Source organism: Mycobacterium nebraskense (assembly GCF_002102255.1).
In the GTDB taxonomy this organism is placed as follows: Bacteria; Actinomycetota; Actinomycetes; order Mycobacteriales; family Mycobacteriaceae; genus Mycobacterium; species Mycobacterium nebraskense.
The window spans coordinates 1-20,863 of record NZ_LQPH01000133.1 but is presented as its reverse complement, the minus strand read 5'-3'; the positions used below and the strand labels follow the sequence as shown (position 1 = coordinate 20,863).

The following is a 20,863-nucleotide window of genomic DNA, read 5'->3' as shown; positions in this document are numbered from 1 at the left end:
CTTTCATCACCTGCGAACCGACGAACAAAACCGTCAACAGCCTTGCCACCCGGCAGCGGCTTGACATAGGAGAAACTTATGCATGAGCGCACCGTCCGCGCACGCACGACGATCGGCACTGTGGAAGGCTTCACCCGCGACGGCGTCAACCGCTGGCGGTCCATCCCCTACGCTCGGCCACCGGTCGGATCCCTGCGATTGCGGGCGCCCCGGCCGGCGCAACCGTGGTCGGGTGTGCGGCACTGCCACGGCTTCGCCAACTGCGCGCCCCAGCAGCGTCGCTACACCATGCTCGGCTTGTCGGGTCTTGGAGGCCGCTACCAGCCGATGGGGGAGGACTGCCTCACCCTCAACGTCGTCGCCCCCGAGGCCCCCGCCGGGGAGCCGCTGCCCGTCATGGTCTTCATCCACGGCGGTGGCTACATCCTGGGCAGCTCGGCCACGCCGCTGTACGACGGTGCGGCGCTGGCGCGCCGCGGTTGCGTGTACGTGTCGGTGAACTACCGGCTGGGCGCGTTGGGATGCCTGGACCTGTCGTCGCTCTCGACGCCGGACATCCCCATCGACAGCAATTTGTTCCTGCGCGACCTGGTGATGGCGTTGCGCTGGGTGAAAGACAACATCTCCGCGTTCGGCGGCGACCCGGACCGGGTCACCATCTTCGGGGAAAGCGCGGGCGCGCACATCACCGCGACCCTGCTGGCGGTGCCCGCCGCCGAGGGCCTGTTCGCCCGGGCGATTTCGGAAAGCCCGGCCTCCGGCATGGTTCGATCGCGAGAGACCGCCGCGGAATTCGCGACGCGCTTCGCCGCGCTGCTGGGCGCGCGCCCGCAGGACGCCGCCGAGGCGCTGATGCAGGCGTCCCCAGCGCAACTGGTGGACGCCCAACACCGGCTGATCGACCAGGGCATGGAGGACAGGCTGGGCGCCTTCCCGATCGGCCCGGTCGCCGGCGACGAGGTCGTGCCCATCGATCCCGTCGAGGCGATGCGCGGCGGCAGGGCGCACCGGGTGCCGCTCATCGTGGGCACCAACGCCGAGGAGGGCCGCCTGTTCACTCGCTTCCTCAAAATGCTGCCGACCAATCAAACGATGATCGAGGAGCTGCTGGCCGACACGGAACCGGCTGCGCGGGAACGTATTACCGCCGCCTACCCCGATTACCCCGCGCCGTCGGCATGCATCCAGCTCGGCGGCGACTTCGCGTTCGGCTCGGCGGCCTGGCAGATCGCCGAGGCCCACAGCGCCCACGCGCCCACCTACCTCTACCGATACGACTACGCGCCCCGCACGCTGCGTTGGTCGGGCCTGGGCGCCACCCATGCCACCGAGCTGCTGGCCGTCTTCGACGTGTACCGCACCCGATTCGGCGCGCTGTTGACCGCCGCCGCCGATCGGCGCGCCGCGCTGCGGGTCAGTAACCAGGTTCAACGGCGGTGGGGGGCCTTCAGCCGCTCCGGTGCGCCGGGCGATGACTGGCCCACCTACACCACCGCCGACCGTGCCGTCATGGTCTTCGACCGCAAGAGCCGCGTCGAGTTCGATCCACATCCGCACCGCCGGATTGCCTGGGATGGCTTCTCCCTGGCGCGGTGACCTGGCACGCTGACCCTCATGCATGCCGATACCGCACAAGTCATCGAAAGACCCGGCGACCTCACCACCGCGTGGCTGGAAACGGCGATCGGCGCGGGACCCATCGCCGATTTCTCCGTGGAGCGCATCGGCACCGGGCAGATGAGCGAGTGCTACCGCGTCCGGCTCAGCTACGCCGATGGCGCACCCGCCCCCGGCAGGCCCGAGTCGGTGGTGCTCAAGGTGGCGGCCACCGACCCGGTGAGTCGCCAAACGGGACTGGCTCTGGGCCTCTACGAGCGGGAGGTGCGCTTTTACGGCGACATAGCGCCACGCCTGGGCGGACCGATTGCGCCCTGCTACCACGCCGCAGTCGACACCGCGAAGGGTGCGTTCGATCTACTGCTGGGCGACGCCGGTCCGGCGGTCGTCGGGGACGAAATCGCGGGCGCTACAGCTGAGCAGGCGCACCTCTGTGTCGTCGAGCTGGGGCGGCTGCATGGTCCGCTGCTCGGCGACACCGCGTTGGCCGAAGCGCCGTGGCTGAATCGGGAATCGCCGCTCAACCAGGCGATGATCGCCCCGCTGTACGCCGGGTTCATCGACCGCTACGGCGACCAGATCGCGCCGGAGCACCGCATCGTGTGCGAACGCCTGGTCGCGTCGTTCGACGGCTACCTCGCCGCCGAATCGGCGCCGGATCGCATCCAGGGCCTGCTGCACGGTGACTACCGGTTGGACAATTTGTTGTTCGGCACCGCCGGGGCCGACCGTCCGTTGACGGTCGTTGATTGGCAGACGGTTTCCTGGGGGCCGGCCCTGACCGACCTGTCGTACTTCCTCGGCTGCGCGCTGCCAACGCAGGATCGTCGGGAGCACTACGACGCGTTGCTGCGGGCCTACCACGAGGCGTTGGGGCCGGCGGCGCCCCTCACGCTCGCCGACGTCGCCGAAGGTGTTCGCCGGCAGAGCTTTTTCGGCGTGATGATGGCGATCGTCTCCTCGATGCTGGTAGAGCGCACCGAGCGCGGCGACCGGATGTTCATGACGATGCTGCAACGGCACTGTGATCATGTGCTCGACACGGACGCGCTGGCGACGCTGCCGGTCGCGCACGCGCCCGAACCCCTGCAACCCTCGGAGGAGGACGAACTTGCGCACGCTCCGACCGCCGAACCGCTGTGGAGCGAGAGCTGGTACGCCGACTTCGCCGACGTGGCACAGGGATTGGGCGGCTGGTTCCGCCTCGGGCTGATCGCGAACGAGCGGACGGCGTGGGTGCACGCGCTGCTGTGCGGTCCCGGCATGCCGACCGTGGCCGTCGACACGCAAGTGCCGCTGCCGGCCGACCCGTGGGAATTGCGCACCGACTCCTTCGAGCTCGGTCACTCCGCGACGGCGCCGCTGAAGACCTACCGCGTCGACGTGCGTGCGCGGGCTCAGGCTTACCCCGATCCGTCGGGGTTGTTGCGCGGCGAGCCGGGCACCCCCGTCGAGATGACGATGAACTTGGTGTGGGCCACCGACGGCGTCCCGTACAAGTACCGCTTGACAACGCGCTACGAGATTCCGTGCACGGTCTCGGGCACGGTCACCGTCGACGAGGCCAGCTACCGCGTGGAATCGGTTCCCGGCCAGCGCGATCACTCCTGGGGCGTGCGCGACTGGTGGAGCATGGACTGGATTTGGAGCGCGCTGCACCTTGACGATGGCACCCATCTGCACGGCGTGAACATCCGGATTCCCGGTGCACCGGCCTTCAGCATCGGCTACTGCCAGGATGCCGAAGGAACGGTCACCGAGCTGCAAACGGTGGAATCGCGAGAGTCATTCGGCGCCAACGGGTTACCGCTGAACGCCACGTTGCGTCTCAACCCCGGCGAGATCACCGCGGACGTCCGCGGCCAGGCGCCGGTCCGTCTCACCGCCGCCGACGGGCGGGTGAGCCAGTTCCCGCGGGCCTGGGCCACCGTCAAGACCGCCGACGGCCGCGGCGGCGTCGGCTGGGTCGAATGGAACCGCAACCTCGGCGAACGGTCCGGGTGAGCGGAACGGTGCCCGTCGTGGTGATGGGTGTCTCGGGATCGGGCAAGTCGACCGTGGGAATGGCGCTCGCGCAACGCATGCGCGTTCCGTTCATGGACGCCGACACCCTGCACCCGCCGGCCAACATCGCCAAGATGGCCGTCGGCGAACCGCTGGACGACGACGACCGCTATCCCTGGTTGGACAGGGTCGGCGAGTGGTTGGCCGGCCATCGCGACGGTGGCGTGGTGAGTTGTTCGGCGCTCAAACGCAAATACCGCGACCGGCTGCGCGCGCTCTGCCCGCAGGCCCAATTCCTTCACCTCGCCGGCTCATCGGCACTCATCACTAGCCGACTGTCGGCCAGGGCCGGTCATTTCATGCCGGTCGCGCTGCTGCGCTCACAATTCGAGGCGCTAGAGCCGCTCGGCGCCGACGAGCCGGGCGCGACCGTCGACGTCGGCCAGGACGTCGACGCGACCATCGACGTCTTCTTACACGATGCCGGCTGGTCGGTCAGGAAAGCTTGCGACGACCGGTCTTGACCTGCTCACCGAGTCGTTCGCGTGCGGTGTCCGCCAGGTAGCCACCCCGAGCGCGGGCCGTGTCGGCGAGGTAGGTGCCACGCGCGCGGGCGGTCTCGGCGAGGTCCTCGCCGCGTTCGGCGGCCGTGCTCGCCAGTTCTTCGCCACGCTTGCGGGCCTTCTTGGCCAGCTTCTCGCTGCGCTTGCGCGCCTTTTTCGCCAGCGGCGTGGCCCAGTCAGCGGCTTCGTCGGCAAGTTCTTCGCTGCGTTTGCGCGCCTTCTTGGCCAGCGGCTTGCTCCTTTCGGCGGCCGTGCTGGCGAATTCGCGCCCGCGTTCGAGCGCGGCCTCGGCGTACGGCGCGCCTCGTTCGGCGGCGGTGCTGGCCAGTTCGCGGCCGCGTTCGGCGCCGATCTGGAGGCCGTGCACGATCTTCTCGCCCAACTCCGAGAAGTCGGTATCGAATGGCCCGTCGTCCGAACCCGGTAGCGCCGACGACACTCGCTCGGAGAGCCGTTCGGCTGCCCGGCGGCCGCGCCACCCGAGTGACGGCTTGCCCGCCGTGTCGGCCGATGCGATCAACAATCCGCCCACCAGGCTGAGGTCGGTGAGGAACTGCTGGCGCTTCTGAGCTTTCGCCTCCGGGTCGCTTTCGTTCCAGAACGAGTGCGCCCCGAGGTTGGCCGGTAGCACCGTGAACGCGAGGGCCGCCGAGGCGACGCGCGGCAGTTTGCCGGTGGCCAGCAGCAGGCCGCCGCCGATCTGAACGGCCGCATTGATCTGTGCGACCGTCTCGGGGTCGCTCGGAATATTGCCGCTCACCGAATTCGGCAGCGCCTGCAAACCATCCACCGCGGGGGCGGCGGCTGCCGCCGCCGATTTGGGGTTCAGCAGGGAATTGACTCCCTGGCCGATGAAAGCCACTGAAAGCAACGGGCGCGCGATTCTCCGGATCAACATGGCCGGTGGATTACCCGACTGGTTGGCGAACAAACCGTCCCACCCATAAGCCCAGCTGAAGCGCCGTGGCGGACGACACCGATAGGGTGAAACGCGTGAGGGCGTTGATTATCGTCGACGTGCAAAACGATTTCTGCGAGGGTGGCTCGCTGCCGGTGACCGGCGGCGCCGCCGTGGCGCCCGCCATCAACGACTATCTGGCCGGCGAGCCGGGCTACCAGCACGTCGTAGCAACCCAGGACTCGCACATCCAGCCGGGCAACCATTTCTCCGATCGGCCGGATTATTCATCGTCATGGCCCCCGCACTGCATCGCCGGAAGCCCCGGCGCGGACTTTCGGCCCGACCTCGACACCAGCCGGATCGAGGCCATTTTCCACAAGGGCGCCTACGCCGCGGCATATAGCGGTTTCGAGGGTGTCGACCAGGACGGGACCCCGCTGCTGGACTGGTTGCGGCAGCGCGGGGTCGACGAGGTCGACGTGGTCGGCATCGCCACCGACCAGTGCGTCCGGCGCACCGCCGAGGACGCCGCGCGGGCGGGCCTGTCCACCAGGGTGCTGGTGAACCTGACCGCGGCCGTGGCGGCGGATTCGGCCACAGAGGCGCTGGCGGCTATGCGGTCCGCGGGCATCGAGCTGGTCGGGGGACCGTAATGGGGGCGCCACCGGAACGCGAACAGCTGCTCGCCGTAGTCGAGCGCTCCCCGCAGGCGGCGGCCGCGCACGACCGCGACGGGTGGGTGGCGCTGTTCACCGGCGACGGCCGCGTCGAGGACCCGGTCGGGTCGCGGCCGCACGTCGGGCAGGAACAGATCGGTCGCTTTTATGACACCTTCATCGGTCCGCGTGACATCAAGTTCCACCGCGACCTCGATATCGTCTTCGGCACCGTGGTGCTGCGCGACCTCGAGCTCGAGGTCGCGATGGGCCCAACTGTCACGATGCACATTCCCGCGTTCCTCCGCTACGACCTGCGAGACACCAACGGCGAGTGGCGGATTGGGGAACTGCGGGCGTACTGGGAACTGCCCGCGATGATGCTGCAATTTCTGCGAACCGGATCACGTGCGGTGTCACCCGCCCTGCAACTGTCGCGGGGCTTGCTGAGCAATCAGCGGCTGCGCGGCACGGCCGGCTTCATGGCGGGATTCCGGCGGGTGGGTGCGCGGCACAAGAAAGTCGCGGAGGCGTTCCTGGGCGCCGCCGCGCGGCAAGATCCGTTTGCCGCCGCCCGTGTGTTATCGCCGGGCGCCACAATTACTCTCGGCGACCACGATGCACTCGACCTCACTGCACTCGTCGAGCAACTCGACGGCGCCAGTTCGACCAAGATGAACAGCGCGGGCCACACGGTGACGATCTCGGTCAACTCCGGCCACGGGCGCGGGATCCTGTTCGCCGACATGGCTTGGCGGGGCGATGCCATCAACCGGATCCGGTACTTCCCCGGCTGATCGCGACCCCGGTCAACGCAGCACCATCAGCGCCAGTGATGCCGCCGACATGCACAGGTACGCCCCGGGGAACGCGATGTCGTACAGGACGTGGGCGTGCAGATGTGTCACGACTGCGCCGACGAAGAACAGCACCAGGCCGGCGGCGGCCGCGATTCCCAACGCGGGCAGGCCCGCCAGACCCACGACCAGCCCGGCTGCGCCGGCCAGCTTGACCGCCCCCAGCGCCGGCAACCACGAACGCGGCACCCCGACTTCGGCCGAGTTCGCCAGGACGAATCCCGCCGGGACGAGATCGGCCACGGCGATCCCCGCGGTGATGGCGGCGGTAACCAGCGTGATCACAACGTATGCGGTGTTCATCTGCGTCAAACCCCTGCCAGGCAGCCGTTTTTGCGGCGGCGAGCCGAATGGTCGCCGCGCGCGCTGCGGCGCACAATCGATAAAGTCATGGTGCTGGCCTCCTTTGCAACAGAGAGCTCGATGGACGCGGTCATTCTCTTGACGGCTCCTGTGCAGAAAAGGTGACCCATGAGCGCCCCCAAGAATCTGGCCGATCTCGCGCAGCGTTTCGACGCGGACCGGCGACACCTGAGGTCGGTCGCGTTCCAGCTGCTGGGCTCGACGGCCGATGCCGACGACGCGGTGCAGTCAGCGTGGCTGAAGGCCAGCCGCGCGGATTTCGGCGCGGTCGACAACCTCACCGGCTGGTTCACCACGATCACCGCCCGCGAGGCCTTCGACCAGCTCCGGGTGCGCAAGAGACGTGCCGAACAACCGCTCGCCACCACCGACGAACTGGACCGGCTGGCATCGACCCCGTCGGCGCCGGCGGACGAGGAAACGCTCTTGACAAAGTCGGTGAGCAACGCGCTGCTCGTGGTGCTCGACCGGGTCTCACCGGCGCAGCGCGTTGCGTTCGTGCTGCACGACCTGTTCGCTGTCCCGTTCGAGAAGATCGCCGGCCTCCTGAACCGGTCGCCCGACGCCGCGAAGAAGCTGGCTAGCCGGGCCCGTCGGCGACTGCAGGCACAACCGGGCGGCAAACCCGAGCGCGTGGCGATGCACCTCGAGATCGTGGAAGCGTTTCTCGTGGCGTCCCGCGGCGGTGATATCGCCGGTCTGCTCGAACTGCTGGCCCCGGACGTGGTGCGCACGGTCGATCGGGTGCTGGTTCCCGCCGACGTGGCGACCGAGCTGCGCGGCGCCCGGCAGGTCGCGGAGGAGACCCGTCGATTCGCTCAGCGGGCGCGTGCCGGTGCGGTGATGATCATCAACGGGGCACCGGGCATCGTGATCGCGCCGCGCGGTCACGCTCAGGCGCTGTTGCTGATCGCCGTCGGAGCCGATGACCGCATCCACGCGATCGACATCATCGGGGATTCCGACCGCATCCGCCGGGCGGATCTGGCACTCCCGAGTTGGCCGATTCAGCAACAGCACAGCCGCATCGGGTACCAAGGACGTCAGACACCGCCGACCGGGCGGCCGGCAACGGGGCGAGAACGGGAGCACCATGCTCGATAAGCCGTTCGGGCGGCGCGGGCTGCTGCGCGGTGCAGGCGCGCTCACCGCGGCATCGCTGGCACCGTGGGCCGCGGGCTGCGCTCCCGAAGAGGACGCGTTGACGTTCTTCTTCGCGGCCAACCCCGACGAGCGCGATGCCAGGATCCGCATCGTCGACGAGTTTGCGCGCCGCCACCCGGATATCAAGGTTCGGCCGGTGCTTTCGGCTCCGGGCGTGATGCAGCAGCTGTCGACGTTCTGTGCCGGCGGTAAGTGCCCGGATGTATTGATGGCGTGGGATCTCACATACGCCGAGCTGGCCGCCCGGGGCGTGCTGCTGGACCTCAACACGATGCTGGCCGGCGATCACGCCTTCGCGTCCGAGCTGAAGTCGGACGGCATCGGGGCGCTGTATGACAGCTTCACCTTCAACGGGGGCCAATACGCCTTCCCGGAGCAGTGGTCCGGGAATTACCTGTTCTACAACAAGCGGCTGTTCGACGAGGTGGGTGTGGCACCCCCGCCCAGAACGTGGGAGCAGGCTTGGACTTTCACGGACTTCTTGGACACCGCCACCGCGCTCACCAAGCGGGATCGTTCCGGGCGGGTGACCCAGTGGGGCTTCGTGAACATGTGGGTTTCGTACTATTCGGCCGGGCTGTTCGCGATGAACAATGGGGTGCCGTGGTCCACCCCGCTGAAGAACCCGACCCACTTCAACTTCGACAACGACGCGTTCATCGAGGCGGTGCAGTTCTATGCCGACCTGGCCAACAAGCACAAGGTCGCGCCCAATGCGTCCGAGGTGCAATCGATGTCCACGCCCGACCTGTTCGCGGCGGGCAGGGCGGCGATGGCGATGGGCGGCCACTGGCGATACCAGACCTTCATCCGGGCCGACGGCCTCGATTTCGATGTCACCTCGTTGCCGGTGGGGCCGCGCCGGCACGGGCAGCCAGCCCATTCCGACATCGGTTCCACCGGACTGGCGATCTCCGCGAGCAGTCAACGCAAGGAGCAGGCATGGCAATTCGTGAAGTTTGCGACCGGGCCCGTCGGGCAGGCGTTGATCGGTGAATCCAGCCTCTTCGTGCCGGTGCTGCATTCCGCGCTCAACTCGGCCGGATTCGCCAAGGCCCACCAGAACGTCGGCAACCTCGCCGTGCTCACGCAAGGACCGGCGTACTCGGAAGGACTGCCGGTCACCCCGGCATGGGAGAAGATCGTCGCCTTGATGGACCGCACCTTCGGTCCCGTGCTTCGTGGATCGCGGCCCGCGACGTCCCTGGCCAGCCTGTCGCCCGCCATCGACGAGGTGTTGCGCAACCCATGACATCTGTCCAGACCGTCACCAGCAACCCCCCGAAGGGCGGGGGTCCTTGGCGACGACGGGCCTGGGCCGGCCGCCTCTTCGTGACGCCGAACCTGGCTGCCGTCGCGGTGTTCATGCTGTTTCCGCTCGGATTCTCGCTGTACATGAGCTTTCAGCGGTGGGATGTTTTCAGACCGCCGAAGTTCGTGGGCCTGAAGAACTTCCAAGAGCTGTTCACTTCGGACCCGATCTTTCTCATCGCCATCCGTAACACCGTCATCTTCACCCTCGGAACGGTCGTGCCGACCATCGTCGTCAGCCTCGTCGTGGCCGGCGTGCTGAACCGAAAGGTCAGGGGCATCGGCATTTTCCGCACCATCGTCTTTCTGCCGCTGGCCATCTCGTCGGTGGTGATGGCGGTCGTGTGGCAGTTCGTCTTCAACACGGACAACGGGTTGCTCAACATCATGCTGGGCTGGTTCGGGATCGGCCCGGTCCCGTGGCTGGTCGAACCCCGATGGGCCATGGCCTCGCTGTGCATCGTCAGCGTATGGCGCAGCGTGCCGTTCGCCACCGTGATCTTGCTCGCGGCGATGCAGGGGGTTCCCGAAACCGTCTACGAGGCAGCCCGAATCGACGGGGCGGGCGAGATACGGCAGTTCGTGTCCATCACGGTGCCGCTGATCCGTGGGTCGATATCATTTGTGGGCGTCATCTCGATCATCCACGCGTTCCAGGCTTTTGACCTGGTTTACGTCCTCAACGGCGCGAACGGCGGGCCCGAATCCGCCACGTATGTCCTGGGCATCATGCTGTTCCAGCACGCGTTCTCCTTCCTGGAATTCGGGTACGCGTCCGCGCTGGCATGGGTGATGTTCGCCATCTTGCTGGTGCTGACCGTGGTGCAGCTGCGGATCACCCGGCAACGGTCCTGGGAGACCTCTCGTGGCCTCAGCTGAGCGGTTGTTCACCCGCAATGTCGTTCGTAGTGTGCTGATCTACACCGCGCTGATCGGCATCGCTTGGTGCTGGTTGTTTCCGATCGCCTGGGCGGTGTCCGGCTCGTTGAAGAGGGAAGGCGAGATCATCGAGCCGAGGCTGTTGCCGGCGCACCCGCGGTGGTCCAACTACACCGAGGTGTTCTCGTTGATGCCATTCGCGCGGATGTTTTTCAACACCGTGCTGTACGCCGGGTGCGTGACCGCCGGCCAGGTCTTCTTCTGCTCGTTGGCCGGATACGCCTTCGCGCGACTGCAATTTCGCGGTCGTGACACGCTCTTCGTGCTATACCTGGGCACATTGATGGTGCCGCTGACCGTGACCGTGATCCCGCAGTTCATCTTGATGCGGACCGTCGGGTGGGTCGACACTCCCTGGTCGATGATCGTGCCGGGCCTGTTCGGCAGCGCATTCGGCACCTACCTGATGCGTCAGTTCTTTCGGACGCTTCCGACCGAGCTGGAAGAGGCGGCGATACTCGACGGTTGTTCGCCGTGGCAGATCTACTGGCGAATCCTGTTGCCCCATGCCCGTCCCGCGGCGATGGTGCTGGCGGTGCTCACCTGGGTCAACGTTTGGAACGACTTTCTGTGGCCGCTGCTGATGCTGCAGCGCAACAGCCTGGCCACGCTGACGCTCGGCCTGGTCCGGCTGCGGGGCGAATATGTCGCGCGCTGGCCGATAATCATGGCCGCTTCAATGTTGATCATGGTGCCGCTGGTCATCATCTATGCGATCGCACAGCGTTCATTTGTCAGGGGTATCGCCGTCACGGGACTCAACGGATAAGCCATGGCCTCAGTAACTTTCGAGCAAGCGACGCGGCGCTACGCCGGAGCGGATCGCCCGGCCTTGGATGGCCTCGATCTGGAAGTCCGCGACGGCGAGTTCGTCGTTCTGGTCGGTCCCTCCGGATGCGGCAAGACGACCTCGCTGCGAATGGTGGCAGGGCTCGAAACGCTGGACTCCGGATGCATCCGGATCGGCGACCGCGACGTCACGAACGTCGATCCCAAGGACCGCGACGTCGCGATGGTCTTTCAGAACTATGCGCTCTACCCGCACATGACGGTCGCGCAGAACATGGGCTTCGCCTTGAAGATCGCCAAGACACCGAAGACCGAAATTCGCGACCGCGTCCTGGACGCGGCGAAACTGCTTGATCTGCAGCCATATCTGGACCGCAAACCCAAAGACCTCTCCGGTGGGCAACGCCAGCGGGTGGCGATGGGACGCGCGATCGTGCGCCGACCGCAGGTCTTCCTGATGGACGAGCCGTTGTCGAATCTCGATGCCAAACTGCGCGTGCAAACCCGCAACCAGATCGCGGCACTGCAACGGCGGCTCGGCACCACCACCGTCTACGTCACCCATGACCAGATCGAGGCGATGACCATGGGCGACCGCGTCGCGGTCCTGCGCGACGGCGTGCTGCAACAATTCGCCGCGCCACGCGAGCTGTACCGCAACCCGGTCAACGTCTTCGTCGCGGGTTTCATCGGGTCGCCGGCGATGAACTTGTTCACCCTGCCGATCGTTGATTCCGTTGTGTCGTTGGGGGATTGGCCGATCCCGTTGCCGCGGGAGCTCACCGACACCGCGAGCGAAGTCGTCGTCGGGGTCCGCCCCGAGCACTTCGAATTGGGCGGCCTCGGTGTCGAGATGGAGGTCGACGTGGTCGAGGAGTTGGGGGCGGATGCCTACCTCTACGGCCGAATCACCGGGTCCGGCAAGGTCATCGACCAGCCCGTCGTTGCGCGTGCCGACGGGCGCCGGCCTCCGGAAAAGGGCAGCCGGGTGCGCCTGCACCCAGAACCGGGGCACCTGCACTTCTTCGGGGTGGATGGCCAACGAATCTGTTGAGGGGGTAGGCCCATGGTGGCGGACGTCAGCACAACCCGCGCCGATCTCGTGTGTGAAGGCGGCGGGGTCCGGGGGATAGGGCTGGTCGGCGCGGTCGACGCGCTGTCCGAGGCGGGATACCGGTTTCCCCGCGTCGCGGGTAGCAGTGCGGGCTCGGTCGTCGCGTCGCTGGTCGCGGCGCTAGAGGTCGCGGGTGAGCCGCTGAGCGGGCTCACAGAAGTGATGCGGTCCATCGACTACCGAAAGTTCCTGGATCGCAGTCTGATCGCGCACGTGCCGCTGATCGGTGGGGCACTGTCGCTGCTGGTCTCGGATGGTGTCTACCGCGGCGCCTACCTGGAACGGCTGCTCGCCGGCCTGCTCGCTGACCTGGGTGTGCGGACGTTCGGCGACTTGCGTACCGGTGAGGAGCCGGACCAGTTCGCATGGTCGCTCGTGGTGACGGCCAGTGATCTGTCCCGACGCCGGCTGGTGCGCATCCCGTGGGACCTCGGTTCCTATGGCATTGATCCGGACGACTTTCCGGTGGCGCGCGCCGTGCACGCCTCGTCGGCGATTCCGTATGTGTTCGAACCAGTCCGGGTGGGCAGCGCCACCTGGGTGGACGGCGGCTTGCTGTCCGATTTCCCGGTGCAGCTGTTCGACCGGCCGGGCGCGGAGGCGCGATGGCCGACATTCGGTATCCGGCTGTCCGCGCGTCCTGGCATCCCGCCCACCCATCCGGTTCATGGGCCGGTCTCGTTGGGAATCGCCGCGATAGAGACACTGGTGAGCAATCAGGACAACGCCTACATCGACGATCCGTGCACGGTCCGGCGGACCATTTTCGTTCCCGCCGACGAGGTCAGCCCGATCGACTTCGAAATCACCGCCGAGCAGCGCGACGCCCTCTATCAACGAGGATTCCAGGCGGGCCAACAGTTTCTGCGGGCCTGGAGTTATCGGGACTACTTGGCGGCGTGCGGCGGCCCGGCGAAATCCGCGCCGTAGCGGAGCCGGATCGTGTGGTGACGCTTATCCGCGCGCGCAGCGGATCTCAGCGAGGCGATGCCCGACCCGCTCGACGTCAGCAGGCAAAGGCAACTGGTTGGTGACACGGGTGATTTCCACACCGATGTCAACGGGGTTGATCGGCCAGAATTGGCGCCTCATGAGTTTGCTTGCGATGGCGCTGATCTCGTCGTCGCAAAGTCGTCGGCGGGCCAAGGCCGCCAGGGGCGCGTATCCGGTCGTCGGCATGCCGGCGGGGTAGCCGGCCCGCACGAAAGCCACGATGCTCGAAACCCAAAGGGCCAGGTCCATAGTCCCACCTCGCTCACCGCCGCGATGTACGAAGAGCGGCAGTTCTTACGACTAGCAACGTACCATCGGCAACGTCATCAGCTCAGTAACGCCACACAGTTAAAACGCATTTTTTACATCCAGGTTGTCGCACGGGCAGCGCGAGCGATCTTCCCCACGATGCTTCTCAACCGGGCGCGCCGTAACGACGTTTGGCCGCAAGGTTTCTAGTATTGCCGCGTGGTTGATCGCTATGGAACCGATGTCCTTGCCGCGGGCCGGCGCAAGCCCCGCTCGACCGAGCATCCGGCCGAGCTGGGCCTGGTGGTCGAGGACGTGGAGACCGGGTACGTCGGTGCGGTGGTGAGGGTCGAGTACGGGCGGGTGGACCTGGAAGACCGGCGCGGGCATGTGCGTGGCTTCCCTTTGGGCCCTGGCTATTTGCTTGAGGGCCGTCCGGTGATCCTCACCGCGCCACGCGGTCCGGCGCCCGCCGCGGCCGCGCGGACGGCGTCGGGCTCCGTCGCGGTGCCGGGCGCTCGCGCCCGGGTCGCCCGCGCCAGCCGGATCTATGTCGAGGGCCGCCACGACGCCGAACTCATCGCGCAGGTGTGGGGCGAGGACCTGCGGATCGAGGGCGTCGTCGTCGAGCACCTCGGCGGCGTGGACGACCTGGTGGACATCGTGGCCGACTTCGCACCCGGTCCCGGGCGCCGGCTTGGTGTGCTCGTCGATCACCTCGTCGCGGGTTCGAAAGAGGCGCGGATCGCCGACGCGGTGCGGCGGGGACCGGGTGGCAGCGACACCCTCGTGGTCGGTCATCCCTACGTCGACATCTGGCAGGCCGTGAAGCCCCAGCGGCTGGGCCTGGCGGCCTGGCCGGACGTGCCGCGGCACATCGAGTGGAAGCACGGCGCGTGCCGGGCGCTCGGCTTACCCCACGCAAACCAGGCGGACGTCGGCAGGGCGTGGCGCCATATTCGGTCCCGGGTGCGCGACTGGAACGACCTCGAACCGGCGCTGATCAGCCGCGTCGAGGAACTCATCGACTTCGTGACGCAGCCGGTCTCGTGACGCAGCGGGCTTAGGCTAGGCTAAGCCGGGATCCCGACCCGCGGGACAGAAATCGGGCGTATGCAGGGCTTATTCGGCGTATTAATCGGCACCTTCCTCATCGGTCTCCGCGAAGGCCTCGAGGCGGCGCTCATCGTGAGCATCGTCGGCGCCTTCCTGAAACGAAACGGCCAGCCGATACGCCCCATGTTTGCCGGCGTCGCCTCGGCCGTGCTGATCAGCGTCGCGGTCGGCGTGCGCCTGAATCTGTTCGCGACGAGCCTGTCGCAGGCGCAGCAGGAGATGATGGAAACCGCATCATGATCCGGCGGCGGTCCTACAACTACACCGAGGGCGTGATCGCCAACGTCGGCTTCTTCGGTCTTCCGCTATTGCTCAACCTGTTTCACCCGGCCGCACCGCGCGGCGGGATCAGTTGGGGATTCGGCGAACACGGCTTGCTCACCAACCTCGGCGTCACCACCGTGGGCAACCTGATCGCGCTGCCCTTCTGGTCATCGCGAAGCTACAGCGACGCCGCGTCTAGCCGGCGACTGACCATAGCGTTACCCCGGCCTTAACGATTGCCGGGAACAGCCCTCGGTCCCGTTGGTTAGGGACTTAAGCCTCACGACGACGACCCCGCGGGTTTATAGCGTCACTCGTGATGGAGGGAGAACGAAATGTCAGATGACCAACAGCGCGGCATCGTCGTCGCGGTCGACGGCTCGCCGGCATCGAACGCCGCCGCAAGTTGGGCCGCCCACGAAGCGGCGCTGCGGAAGGTGCCACTGACCGTCGTCCACGCGGTGACGACACCAACCGCCACCTGGCCGCCGGTCCCATACCCCGAGTCTCTGGCGGTGCGGCTGGAAGACGAGGGCAAGAAGGCGATCATGCACGCGATCAAGCTCGCCGAGGAGGCACTACCGGCAGACCGAAAGGTCACCATCAACAGGGAACTCGTGTACTCCAGCCCTGCGCTGGCCCTGATCAAGATGTCCGACGACGCAGAGATGATCGTTGTGGGCACGGCCGGGCGTGGATTGCTGGCCCGGGGCGTGCTCGGCTCGGTCAGTGCGACGGTCGCGCGGAACGCGAATTGTCCGGTTGCGGTCATCCACGGTGACGACCTTCCGGACAGGCGGGACGCACCCGTCCTCGTGGGGATCGACGGCTCGCCGACCTCCGAGCTCGCGACCGCGATCGCGTTCGACGAGGCTTCCCGTCGCGGCGTCGAACTGATGGCCCTGCACGCATGGAGCGACGTGACGATAAGCGAACTCCCGGAAGCGGATTGGTCGTCACTGGAAGAGGAGGCGCAGCGCAGTCTCGCCGAAAATCTGGCGGGTTGGCAGGAACGCTATCCCGATGTGACGGTGCAGCGCTTGGTCGAACGTGACTCGCCGGCCCGACAGCTCGCCGAGAAGTCGGAATTCGCTCAGCTTGTTGTGGTCGGCAGTCACGGGCGAGGTGGTCTGACCGGCATGCTGTTGGGATCGGTTAGCAACGCGGTACTGCACTCGGTTCGGATACCCGTGATCGTCGCCCGGCCAGAAGCGTCCGCGTGATCGTTGCCGGCCGAAAGGACGGTGGCCGTCCACGCACAGAGGGCGGCAAGGTCTCGCCCGGCGCGCGCCACGGTCCGGTCGGGGCGCACCAGCGCGGCAGTGATACGTCCGCGGCGTAGCCATGCCCACAGGGGGCTGCCGGCTTCGGCGACCAGGACGGTGACGTTACGCCGCCGCAGCGCCGCCTCGTCGGCCGCACTTGGGCGAGTGGTGGTGATCAACGCAAAACCGGTGCCAAGCACGTCGTCCAGCCGTTGGCCGTCCCGTAGCCGCGGATTCGGGCAGAGCGTGCCTGCGAGCCGGTGGGGTCGCAGGGATGTGCGCACCAACGCGGAACGGTGCAGTGCCGGCGTTCTCGAGTCGACGACCTTGTCGCGCAGGCCGGGGATGAGCCGCAGCCGCGGCAACAGCGCTCGGCGCGCCGCATTGCCCAGGCGGCCGCCACCGGTCATCGCCCAACCGACACTCAGCGCCAGGCGAATCATGTATCGGGTATGCGGTTTGCGTTCTCGCTCATACGTTTCGAGGACATTCGGTGCCATGGTGCCGTGGTGAACTCCCGCGATCTTCCACGCGAGATTGGCCGCGTCCCGCAGGCCCGCTCCCATGCCCTGGCCGATGAACGGGGGAGTGAGGTGTGCCGCGTCGCCAAGGATGAAGACGTTTCCCTGGCGCCAACGGTCGGCGATCTGCGCGCGGAATGTGTACTCGGTGACCCGCAACAAGGTCAGCTCGCCGATGGACACGGTGCTGGTCCATGGCTTGATCAACGGCCGCAATCGGTGCAGGGTGCGGAAGTCGTTCGCGGTTTCGCCGGCCAGCAACTGGAACTCCCACCGGTAGCGGGCCGGCCCGATCCGCATGTAGGTTCCCGCGCGATCGGGGTCGCAGACTTGGTGGACCCCGTCCCACTGACCCAGATCCGCATCGCAGGCGACGTCGACAACCAGCCAGCGCTGCTCGAAGTTCAAGTCCCGCATGGCCGAGCCGATGTGGGCGCGGACCATGCTGTTGGCGCCGTCGCAGCCCAGCAGGTAGGCGGCGTCGACCTGGTGAACGCGGCCGTCGCGGCGGTCGGTGAAGGTGACGCGGATGTCCGTTTCGCCCGTCGCGATGTCGGTGACTTCGGCGTTCCCGCGGAGTTGCGCGTTGGGGTGGCGCTCGAGGTTGGCCCGCAGTAGGGCCTCCAGTTCCGGTTGGTCGAACATGTTGGCCTGCGGGAAGCCGTTCACACTGCGTTCGGGGTCGCGGTTGAATTCGGCCAGCGTCCGAAACGCGTTGTCCACCAACCGCAAACCCAGCGTCGGCCGCGACATCGCGGCAAATTCGTCGGTGAGCCCCAGGCGGGCGATGATGCGATAGATCTCGTCGTCCAGGTGCACGGCGCGTGGCTGAGGGTACACGCCGGGCCAGCGGTCGAGCACCAGGCAGTCCACCCCGTATTGCGCCAGCAGCGTGGCGGCGGTGACGCCGGTCGGCCCGGCGCCGACGATGACGACCGGAACTCGTTGAGTGATGGTCACGCGAATCGGACTGCGGTGCGCTGCGTTCCGAGATCGATGGCACCGTCGTCGGTGGCCACCGACGCCTCGACGACGTCACCGTTGTGCAGATAATTCCGGTTGGCGGCCTGTCGCGAGAAGAACATCTTCCATTTGACGGTCGGCGGCAACAGGTTTCCGATGAACTGCACGGGCTTCGGTGGGGCGCTCAGCGCGGTGCCGGCCGGAGTGCCGGTGAGTATCAGGTCACCCGGGGCGAGCTCTTGGAACTGGGTGAGCGACTGCAGCGCCTCCAGCGGCCGGTACAGCATGTCGCCCTCGACGAGGGCGTTTTGGCGCTCGTGGCCATTGACGCTGAGGCGCAGTCGTAGATCACCGAAGCGCTTGAGCTCATCGGCGGTGAGCAGCACCAGCTCCGGGCCGACCGGTGTGAACGTCGGATACGACTTGGCCTCGTAGAACTGGGTTTGGGGGAGTTGGATGTCACGCGCGGAGACGTCGTTGGTGACGACCAATCCGGCGACGAAATCCCCCAGGTTGGCGTCGGAGATGGTGGTGCCGACCGGGATCGCACGGCCGATGACCAGGCCGATCTCCACTTCGTAGTCGAGCAGCCTGACGTGCTGGGGTTTGACGATGTCGTCGAAAGGCCCGTTGATGGACGCCGAGGCCTTGCGGAAGAAGGTGAGCGGGATGGACGCCGGATCCATGCCCGCGTCTTTGACGTGCGACTCGTAGTTGGTCATCTGAGCGATCACTCGGCACGGCCGCGTCACTGGCGAGATCAACCTGAGGGTGTCGACGGCGACGACATCGGCGTTCGTGGCCGCACCCTTGATGGCGGTCCGGTCGGCCAGCAGCGCGGCGGTGCTGGTGGCCGTGGTGTCGATCCTGGTGGCGCCCTTGGGGGTTTTGAGCCACCACGCATGGCCGGTTTCAGAGGTGGTGTGCAGCACGGAAAGGGTCATGAGGTGGGAACTTTCAGTAGGCCGATCAGGCGGTTGATATCGAACTCGTTCTGCGCGCGAAGCGCAGTGATCATCGAAACCAATTCGCGGCGAGCCGATTTCCGGTCGGTTCCGAGGAAATCCCTGGTCGCCGGCGGCCCCCACTGGGCCAACCCGGATGCGGTGAAGGGCGCCCAGCCCGGCTCCAGCGTGTTGTCGAACAGGTCGCCGTCGGTGAAGTGCTCGAACAGGTCACCATCGGGATCGCGCCAGTAGTCGAAGATCTGACTGCCCTGGATGTGCCTGCCGATTCCCCAGGACCGGGAATAACCCCGCGCGCTGAGGTATTCGCCGCCGGCGGCCAGCGCGTCGAGATCGCTGACCTGATACGCCGAATGGACGTAACGGTTGGCCGGGCCCAATGCCATGGCCAAGGTGTGATGGTCGGCCGGTGTCGACCCGCGGTCGCATCGGATGAAGCTCATGGCCGGCCCTCGGTCGCGCTGGCCGGGAAAGTACAAGAAATCACTGACGATCATGCCCAGGTTGTCCAGATACCAGTTGAGCGTCTCGAGGTACTTGGTCGACTGCACAACCAGGTGGCCCAGGCGCTGCACCCGCGCGGGTACCCGTGGCGGACGCTGGCCGGTGTTGGTGCGCCGCACGGCGTGGCCGAAATTGAAGACGTGGGGCTGTTGGTCCGGCAGTTCGGGTAGTTCGTGCACGCCGGCGACTACGCGGACCAACATGCCACTGGGGTCGCGCAACTCGACCGACAGCCCGCCGATGGTCTCCGGCAGCGGTCGCGTGGGTGCGCCGACGCTGCCGGCCAACCGGAGTACGTCGGTCTCGTCGCTCGCCCGAAAAGCCACGCCGGCGAAGCGGTTTCGCCGCCCGCCACGCAGGATGACACACGGCCCGCCCGCCAGGGTTCCGCGCAACTGCAGTTCGTCCGGGCCGTGTTGTGCCGTGTGGAAGCCGAACGACCGCGCGAACGCCTCGGCGCGCGTGAGGTCCTGCCGCTCGAACTCCAACCACGCGATGTCGGCGACCTTGATCACCGGGTGGCGGGACCGGCCGAGATGCTCGCCGGGTCGCGCACCCTGCTCGCTGTGCGCGTGCCGAAGGACGCCTTCCGTCAGATCCATGACCACTCCCAACTAACTGACGAAATCGTCACATACGAGAGAACGTTCAGTCAAGGATCTGACGGAATCCTCATAACTGATGCATACTGCTGTGAATGAGCGCGATGGTGGAACCGGCCAACCGGCTGGAGCGGCGCAAGCGGCGCACCCGGTCGGCGCTGGTCAAAGCGGCGCAGCGACTGATCGCCGAGGGCAAGGTCAATGTGCCGGTCCTGGAGATCACCCAGGCCGCCGACGTCGGGATGGGGTCCTTCTACAACCACTTCGACAGCAAGGAGCAGTTGTTCGAGGCCGCGGTTGCCGACGTGCTCGACGCCTACGGGTCAATGCTGGACCGCCTCACCGAATCCATCGAGGACCCAGCCGAAATTTTCGCCACCAGTTTCCGCCTGACCGGCCGGCTGTTTCGCCGCCGCCCACAAGAGAGCCAGATCCTGTTGGCCAATGGGCTGGAATTGTTGTCGTCGGAACGGGGCCTGGCACCGCGCGCACTGCGCGATATCAAAGCCGGCGTGGCCGCCGGGCGGTTCGACGTCGACGATCCCGAGTTGGCCCTCGCCATGGCAGGCGGTGCGCTGCTCGGCCTGGGCAATCTGTTGCGTGACGATCCCGATCGCGATGACGCGCGCGCCGCCGACCTCGTCACCGAGAACGTTCTGCAGCTGTTCGGGCTCAGCGGCGCCGAGGCGCACGCGATCTGCCAACGCCCGCTACCCGACGTCGGATTCGACGAAAGCTAGCCCGAAGTTCCCCCCGCTAAGTGGGGTCTGAATCCCCAATGTGCTTGGTGAGCAGGTGTTCTGCGGTGATTATGTGGCGCACGATGTACTCATGTATCATGAGGATTGCGTCGGCGTGTCGTCTTCCCAATTGGCAGTTGTAGCGCCAGTATCGTGGTATAAAGTAATCATGTATGTGACGCGGGTGCCCAACCGTGGGTCACCGCCAGCGGTGCTGTTGCGCGAAAGCTACCGCGAAGACGGCAAGGTCAGAACCCGCACCCTGGCCAACTTGTCGCGCTGGCCCGAGCACAAGGTCGAGAAACTGCAGCGCGCGCTCAAGGGCCTGAACCATCCCGGGTTTCATGCACCCTCGGGGTTCTGTGAGCCGGCCGGTTGGTCGGCCACGCGTTGGGAATAGTAG

21 protein-coding genes and 2 pseudogenes are annotated in these 20,863 nt (G+C 66.7%); 17 read left to right on the top strand and 6 right to left on the bottom strand.

Features of this window, described 5'->3' with window-relative positions; translation table 11 throughout:
* The first annotated feature begins 78 nt into the window (after window positions 1-78).
* The 3 genes from AWC17_RS18055 to AWC17_RS18045 are packed head-to-tail and all read left to right on the top strand — an operon-like array spanning window position 79 to window position 4,145.
* Window positions 79-1,596, top strand: coding sequence for a carboxylesterase/lipase family protein (locus tag AWC17_RS18055; RefSeq protein WP_046182603.1), 1,518 nt, complete (start codon window positions 79-81; stop codon window positions 1,594-1,596).
* 18 nt (window positions 1,597-1,614) lie between these two features.
* On the top strand, window positions 1,615-3,621 hold the full coding sequence (locus tag AWC17_RS18050; protein ID WP_085164916.1) for a DUF7064 domain-containing protein: 2,007 nt from the start codon (window positions 1,615-1,617) through the stop codon (window positions 3,619-3,621).
* Window positions 3,618-4,145 (top strand): gluconokinase, encoded by a 528-nt coding sequence (locus AWC17_RS18045; RefSeq protein WP_046182605.1) that lies wholly within the window; start codon window positions 3,618-3,620, stop codon window positions 4,143-4,145. Before AWC17_RS18050 ends, AWC17_RS18045 begins: the two co-directional genes overlap by 4 nt.
* On the opposite strand, the gene AWC17_RS18040 is transcribed toward AWC17_RS18045, so the two are convergent.
* Window positions 4,117-5,082, bottom strand: a complete 966-nt coding sequence (locus tag AWC17_RS18040) for a DoxX family protein (protein WP_085164914.1) — start codon at window positions 5,080-5,082, stop codon at window positions 4,117-4,119. The two genes, AWC17_RS18045 and AWC17_RS18040, sit on opposite strands and share 29 nt — an antisense overlap.
* Window positions 5,083-5,177: 95 nt before the next feature.
* Here AWC17_RS18040 and pncA point away from each other — a divergent pair, with 95 nt between their 5' ends.
* Together pncA and AWC17_RS18030 are read left to right on the top strand one after the other, a co-directional pair.
* Window positions 5,178-5,738, top strand: coding sequence for a pyrazinamidase PncA (gene pncA, locus AWC17_RS18035; protein ID WP_082123041.1), 561 nt, complete (start codon window positions 5,178-5,180; stop codon window positions 5,736-5,738).
* A complete protein-coding gene (locus AWC17_RS18030) occupies window positions 5,738-6,538 on the top strand; it encodes a ketosteroid isomerase family protein (protein WP_046184340.1) in 801 nt (266 codons plus the stop codon). Before pncA ends, AWC17_RS18030 begins: the two co-directional genes overlap by 1 nt.
* Window positions 6,539-6,550: 12 nt before the next feature.
* On the opposite strand, the gene AWC17_RS18025 is transcribed toward AWC17_RS18030, so the two are convergent.
* The gene (locus AWC17_RS18025) at window positions 6,551-6,901 is read right to left on the bottom strand and encodes a DoxX family protein (protein WP_046184341.1); all 351 of its coding nucleotides are present in this window, start codon (window positions 6,899-6,901) and stop codon (window positions 6,551-6,553) included.
* A gap of 168 nt (window positions 6,902-7,069) precedes the next feature.
* Here AWC17_RS18025 and AWC17_RS18020 point away from each other — a divergent pair, with 168 nt between their 5' ends.
* From AWC17_RS18020 to AWC17_RS17995, 6 genes are read left to right on the top strand one after another with little or no spacing between them, the layout of a single operon-like run.
* Window positions 7,070-8,065, top strand: coding sequence for a sigma-70 family RNA polymerase sigma factor (locus AWC17_RS18020; protein WP_046184342.1), 996 nt, complete (start codon window positions 7,070-7,072; stop codon window positions 8,063-8,065).
* A complete protein-coding gene (locus AWC17_RS18015) occupies window positions 8,055-9,377 on the top strand; it encodes an ABC transporter substrate-binding protein (protein WP_046184343.1) in 1,323 nt (440 codons plus the stop codon). The genes AWC17_RS18020 and AWC17_RS18015 overlap by 11 nt, the downstream gene beginning before the upstream one ends.
* Entirely contained in the window at window positions 9,374-10,315 is a 942-nt protein-coding gene (locus AWC17_RS18010; protein WP_046184344.1) for a carbohydrate ABC transporter permease, read from the top strand. Before AWC17_RS18015 ends, AWC17_RS18010 begins: the two co-directional genes overlap by 4 nt.
* The gene (locus AWC17_RS18005; RefSeq protein ID WP_046184345.1) at window positions 10,302-11,144 is read left to right on the top strand and encodes a carbohydrate ABC transporter permease; all 843 of its coding nucleotides are present in this window, start codon (window positions 10,302-10,304) and stop codon (window positions 11,142-11,144) included. The genes AWC17_RS18010 and AWC17_RS18005 overlap by 14 nt, the downstream gene beginning before the upstream one ends.
* Before the next feature lie 3 nt (window positions 11,145-11,147).
* The gene (locus AWC17_RS18000) at window positions 11,148-12,218 is read left to right on the top strand and encodes an ABC transporter ATP-binding protein (protein ID WP_046184346.1); all 1,071 of its coding nucleotides are present in this window, start codon (window positions 11,148-11,150) and stop codon (window positions 12,216-12,218) included.
* A 15-nt stretch (window positions 12,219-12,233) separates the two neighbouring features.
* On the top strand, window positions 12,234-13,208 hold the full coding sequence (locus tag AWC17_RS17995) for a patatin-like phospholipase family protein (RefSeq protein WP_141224673.1): 975 nt from the start codon (window positions 12,234-12,236) through the stop codon (window positions 13,206-13,208).
* Between the two features lie 24 nt (window positions 13,209-13,232).
* On the opposite strand, the gene AWC17_RS17990 is transcribed toward AWC17_RS17995, so the two are convergent.
* Window positions 13,233-13,520: a DUF3349 domain-containing protein gene (locus tag AWC17_RS17990; RefSeq protein ID WP_046184348.1), complete on the bottom strand. Its 288-nt coding sequence runs from the start codon at window positions 13,518-13,520 to the stop codon at window positions 13,233-13,235.
* A gap of 219 nt (window positions 13,521-13,739) precedes the next feature.
* On the opposite strand from AWC17_RS17990, the gene AWC17_RS17985 reads away from it, so the two are divergent.
* The 4 genes and pseudogenes from AWC17_RS17985 to AWC17_RS17970 all read left to right on the top strand — a co-directional run bounded on the left by AWC17_RS17985 (window position 13,740) and on the right by AWC17_RS17970 (window position 16,123).
* On the top strand, window positions 13,740-14,573 hold the full coding sequence (locus AWC17_RS17985; RefSeq protein WP_047323754.1) for a DUF3097 family protein: 834 nt from the start codon (window positions 13,740-13,742) through the stop codon (window positions 14,571-14,573).
* 60 nt (window positions 14,574-14,633) lie between these two features.
* A pseudogene (locus AWC17_RS17980) lies at window positions 14,634-14,867 on the top strand (FTR1 family protein); the annotation flags it as partial.
* A gap of 32 nt (window positions 14,868-14,899) precedes the next feature.
* Window positions 14,900-15,099, top strand: a pseudogene (locus AWC17_RS17975) (formate/nitrite transporter family protein); the annotation flags it as partial.
* 136 nt (window positions 15,100-15,235) lie between these two features.
* The gene (locus AWC17_RS17970; RefSeq protein ID WP_046184352.1) at window positions 15,236-16,123 is read left to right on the top strand and encodes a universal stress protein; all 888 of its coding nucleotides are present in this window, start codon (window positions 15,236-15,238) and stop codon (window positions 16,121-16,123) included.
* Here AWC17_RS17970 and mhpA read toward each other — a convergent pair.
* The 3 genes from mhpA to AWC17_RS17955 are packed head-to-tail and all read right to left on the bottom strand — an operon-like array spanning window position 16,015 to window position 19,720.
* A complete protein-coding gene (gene mhpA / locus AWC17_RS17965; RefSeq protein WP_082123040.1) occupies window positions 16,015-17,646 on the bottom strand; it encodes a bifunctional 3-(3-hydroxy-phenyl)propionate/3-hydroxycinnamic acid hydroxylase MhpA in 1,632 nt (543 codons plus the stop codon). The two genes, AWC17_RS17970 and mhpA, sit on opposite strands and share 109 nt — an antisense overlap.
* Window positions 17,643-18,593, bottom strand: coding sequence for a fumarylacetoacetate hydrolase family protein (locus AWC17_RS17960; RefSeq protein ID WP_046184353.1), 951 nt, complete (start codon window positions 18,591-18,593; stop codon window positions 17,643-17,645). The genes mhpA and AWC17_RS17960 overlap by 4 nt, the downstream gene beginning before the upstream one ends.
* Window positions 18,590-19,720 carry a VOC family protein gene (locus AWC17_RS17955; protein WP_046184354.1) on the bottom strand — a complete coding sequence of 377 codons (1,131 nt, stop codon included), beginning with the start codon at window positions 19,718-19,720 and terminating at the stop codon, window positions 18,590-18,592. The genes AWC17_RS17960 and AWC17_RS17955 overlap by 4 nt, the downstream gene beginning before the upstream one ends.
* A gap of 95 nt (window positions 19,721-19,815) precedes the next feature.
* Here AWC17_RS17955 and AWC17_RS17950 point away from each other — a divergent pair, with 95 nt between their 5' ends.
* Both AWC17_RS17950 and AWC17_RS17945 read left to right on the top strand, forming a co-directional pair.
* Complete coding sequence (locus AWC17_RS17950) at window positions 19,816-20,460, top strand: TetR/AcrR family transcriptional regulator (protein WP_046184355.1); 645 nt, start codon at window positions 19,816-19,818, stop codon at window positions 20,458-20,460.
* Between the two features lie 169 nt (window positions 20,461-20,629).
* Window positions 20,630-20,860 (top strand): hypothetical protein, encoded by a 231-nt coding sequence (locus tag AWC17_RS17945; protein ID WP_425270853.1) that lies wholly within the window; start codon window positions 20,630-20,632, stop codon window positions 20,858-20,860.
* Window positions 20,861-20,863 lie beyond the last annotated feature (3 nt).